This is a genomic window from Muribacter muris (assembly GCF_001038205.1).
Taxonomy (GTDB): domain Bacteria; phylum Pseudomonadota; class Gammaproteobacteria; order Enterobacterales; family Pasteurellaceae; genus Muribacter; species Muribacter muris.
Genome location: NZ_JWIZ01000018.1, coordinates 1 through 3,569, shown reverse-complemented (window position 1 = coordinate 3,569; position 3,569 = coordinate 1). Strand labels below are relative to the sequence as shown.

Below are 3,569 nucleotides of genomic sequence, written 5' to 3'. Positions count from 1 at the left end.
ATATTTGAGCGCAGATTAACTTGCCGAGCCGGTAATACGATGCCTTCATGGTAAGCTTTATGGATGCTGACATAGAAATCTTTATTCGCCATTACCTGATTACCTAACAAAAAAAGCCCGGTGCCGTGATTTTGGGCATACCACACCGCAGTATTGGACGTCGTAGAGGGAAATCCCAAATAAAATCCGCTGCCGCTAGGGCGTTGCAATCTCAACATCGGCTGTGTGGCACTCAACGTCAATTCCCCTGTCATTGTATCGCCCGTTTTCGCCACATAATGCGTACGGACATAGTCTTGGACGCTGTCCATCACATCTTCAGGGGCAGCACTCCAATCACTGCGGCGGTGTCCTTTTTCAAACTTAATGTCGGTCAGATAAATATCAAACGGCTGCTCACTCACCCCGCCCAACATCAAATGAAAGCCGGTTTTATTGTCTAAATCCGCGGAGGTAAACGACCACACATAGGTTTGCGGTGTAGTGGTTATCGCAATCGGGCTTGACCATACCTGCGGGTTGTTATTTGGGATTTGATGTACCGCAAGTTGTAACCGGGCATTCTCACGCCGCGAATAGGCTTTAAACGATAACGTGTACCTTGTATTACGCTCAAAGGTCGCAACCGTTTGTGAAATCCCCCGATAAGATTCGAGATTATCAGTCATTAAGCGTACCCATTTTTTATTGTCTACCGTCTCAACAAGACGGGTACAGTCTCCCCAATTTTGCCAATGAGTTAACGCATTTTCAAAACGCCCGTTGCGCAGGTAATTACGCCCGCCGACAGACAGCGCATCCAGCTCATCTTTTAACGCCTTGCCCTGTGCGGCGGTTAGGGCTTGGGTGGTGTCGGTTGAGGTAAGGGTATTATTAAGTTGTACTGTACCCGCGTGATAAGTCGTCGCTGCACGTTCGGTATATTTGGCACTCGCTAATTGTTGCACACGGGCAATGTCCTGCGCTAATTTCTTACCGGCTTTTGCCGTCAAAGCCAGACTTTCACTCTCCAACCCTGTATCATTGGTGAGTTGCACCAAGCCTTTTGTTGTGGTGCTGGCAAGGTCAATTTCGTGGGTGTGTCCGGTCGTATCGGCGGCATTGCGGGTGGTGGCTGTCAGCTTTTTGGGGTTCAGTTTTTGCCCGGCTGCCTCCAGCATTTTCTTTAAATATTGGGTACGGTTAGCCAGTTGTTTGGTCGGTTTGTTGGTAATCCCGTTTTCGCCGCCGTGGACGGGGTCGTTTTCTTCGATGCGGTAAATCTCATTTTCCCACTTCGATTGTTCGGTTAAGCCTGCCATAGTGTCCTCTTATTCTCGCTTTCGTCTCTGTTTTTGCAAAAAATCCTCGCCAACCGACCGCCTGTCAGCCGGCTCCGTGGTTATAACTGCCGTCATAACGGACTTTGTTGTTATATAAAATCGGTACGGCTTTGTAATCGAGCACCGCTAATACACAGCGTGCCGGTGCAAAATTGCGTAATACTTTGCGGATATGTGCCGCTTGAGTGTTGGTAATCGGTTTATTCAGCCGAATCGCATAGTGCGCCCAACGTTCATTTGCCGGAATGGATTGCACCTGCGTGTGTTCGTATGTACGGGCTTTTAAGCCTTCGTCTATCTCAATTTCGCCAAAATCTAACTTACGCAACACTTCCCGAATCGCCCACGGTGTGCCTTTGTGTCGGTGCAGTTCGACCGCACTTTGAATTAACGCCCGCTTCGATTGATGGGTGTAGGCTAAAAACTCGCCGTCATAGCCGGTAACACTCCACTTTTCAGCCAACAACGGCATAAACTCATCGCCGAGCAAATCGACCAAGGTGGTCATAATTTGATGGTGATTTAAGCTGTCAATCCGCCGGCTTAAATCAGCCAAGGCGGTATATTTCGGGTCATTGACAATAATGTCGGCATACTGCAATTTAGCCATCGGCACGCGCCTCCAACACGTCAATATTCAAGCGGATACAATTTGCCCATTCGGTGTTGGCTATCACGGTTTTTGCCGGACTGACGAGATTAACGTCATACACACCCTCAACCCGCAGGGCAGAAATAATTGCACTTGGCACAATATCTAAGCCCAACTTCTTCGTTTTGTCCGACAAATAGCGTTGCACCGCCTCGCGGGCTTTGGCTATCACGATGTCTTCCCGATAGCCGTCTAATAAGGTGAGCCGGGCGTGAATGGTGTAATTGCGTTGGGTCGGGGCAATCACTTCCACCGTATCACACAACGGACGCAGGGTTTCCCCGCTTAAATGCCGGCGAATATCATTTAACAAGCGGGCATCGGGTAAACCGGTTTTGGTCAGCACCGCAACGCGCACTAAGCCACCCCGTGGGGTGGAGATATTGACATCGGCAATCGCTTGCGAAACGGCTCTGGCGTGATAGTCATACGCGGCGACCGACCCGCAGGTGCTAAAGGCTTCCGGTGCGGCAAGAATGCGTTTGCGATAGTCATCGTCTTCTTCCTGCACCAAGCCCCCGCTTGGGGTGTCAATGTTGGCGACATCAACATTATGCGAACTGTTAAGCGGCGTCAGCAGCTTATTCACCCGCCCAAGCTCCCAGCCGTTACCGGCTACCCCTTGTTGGTTACATTCCGCTTCAATATCCACATAACTTATCAGTGGCGTAATCACATCATCGTTAAGGGTTGAAAAATAGAGTTCGTCCGACACAGCGACCTGCGTGCCTTTCGGGATTAAAATTGAGGCGTGTTCGCCTGCCAGTGAGAAGCGTAAAATCGTACGGGCAGGTTTGTCTTTCAAACGATAACAGCCCAAACTTTCCCCGCATAAATCCAACGCAATCCCCGTCGCTGTTTGCGGAAAGGTTTGGCGAAAGGCTTCGTTAATCCCCTTACGCAGCAGGGTTTCACGGAAGGCGTAAACATTGATAATCAGCCGTTCAATCTGTGCCGGTTGCAAGGTTTTGCCCGTGTCCCGTTCGTACCGGGCAATGCTGTCAGCCAGCACCTGTTTCACGTCTTCGGGAACGACTTGAATGTCAAAACGGTTCATTTCAGCCTCCTGCTAAAGTTCGGTGGTATAAATTTGACGCGCCACATCTTCCGCGACCACCCACTCAATCCGAAAGTGAAAATGCGGGGCAGTGCCGTTAATCACGACATTTTGTACAATGACCCGTTTTTCCCATTTGCCAATCGCGACAAAGATTTCCCGCACCATATTCGGCACGGCAATATCAAAAGGTTGGTCGAGATAGTCAAAATGGTCGCTGCCGAAATCGGGACGCAGCACATCCGAGCCCTTGCGGGTGGTGAGAATAGTGGCAATGCACTGATGCAAATCGTCTTCGCCCTGTACAGCCTCAAGGTGAGCTGGAGCAATTTGCCAATGGGTGTGTTGAATATCGGTTTTCATAACGACAGCATAATAACTTCGCTTGAAAACCGCTTTTAAACTAGTTTAAGGATTTTTAATACGTTTTACGGACCGCAAACCTACAGCACGATATTTAAATTATCAAAAGATGCAGTGGATCACTTTTCGATGATCTTCCTGCGTCTGCCTGGTACATTTTTGCAGGATCATTAAC

At 49.4% G+C, this 3,569-nt stretch carries 4 protein-coding genes; all 4 read right to left on the bottom strand.

The annotated features are described in order from the left end of the window. The coding region (locus RO21_RS13100; protein WP_047976417.1) for a carbohydrate binding domain-containing protein at positions 1 to 1,301 on the bottom strand (1,301 nt) is incomplete at its 3' end. A 64-nt stretch (positions 1,302 to 1,365) separates the two neighbouring features. Continuing rightward, on the bottom strand, positions 1,366 to 1,932 hold the full coding sequence (locus RO21_RS03495) for a phage tail protein (RefSeq protein WP_047976416.1): 567 nt from the start codon (positions 1,930 to 1,932) through the stop codon (positions 1,366 to 1,368). After that, positions 1,925 to 3,031, bottom strand: coding sequence for a baseplate assembly protein (locus RO21_RS03490; RefSeq protein ID WP_047976415.1), 1,107 nt, complete (start codon positions 3,029 to 3,031; stop codon positions 1,925 to 1,927). The genes RO21_RS03495 and RO21_RS03490 overlap by 8 nt, the downstream gene beginning before the upstream one ends. A 12-nt stretch (positions 3,032 to 3,043) precedes the next feature. Next, positions 3,044 to 3,394, bottom strand: coding sequence for a GPW/gp25 family protein (locus RO21_RS03485; protein WP_047976414.1), 351 nt, complete (start codon positions 3,392 to 3,394; stop codon positions 3,044 to 3,046). Between the last annotated feature and the right edge of the window lie 175 nt (positions 3,395 to 3,569).

Excerpts from the sequence above, each read along its gene's own strand:
- RO21_RS03495 (WP_047976416.1), bottom strand. The coding sequence starts at position 1,932 with ATGGCTAAATTGCAGTATGCCGACATTATTGTCAATGACCCGAAATAT.
- RO21_RS03485 (WP_047976414.1), bottom strand. The coding sequence starts at position 3,394 with ATGAAAACCGATATTCAACACACCCATTGGCAAATTGCTCCAGCTCAC.
- RO21_RS03490 (WP_047976415.1), bottom strand. The coding sequence starts at position 3,031 with ATGAACCGTTTTGACATTCAAGTCGTTCCCGAAGACGTGAAACAGGTG.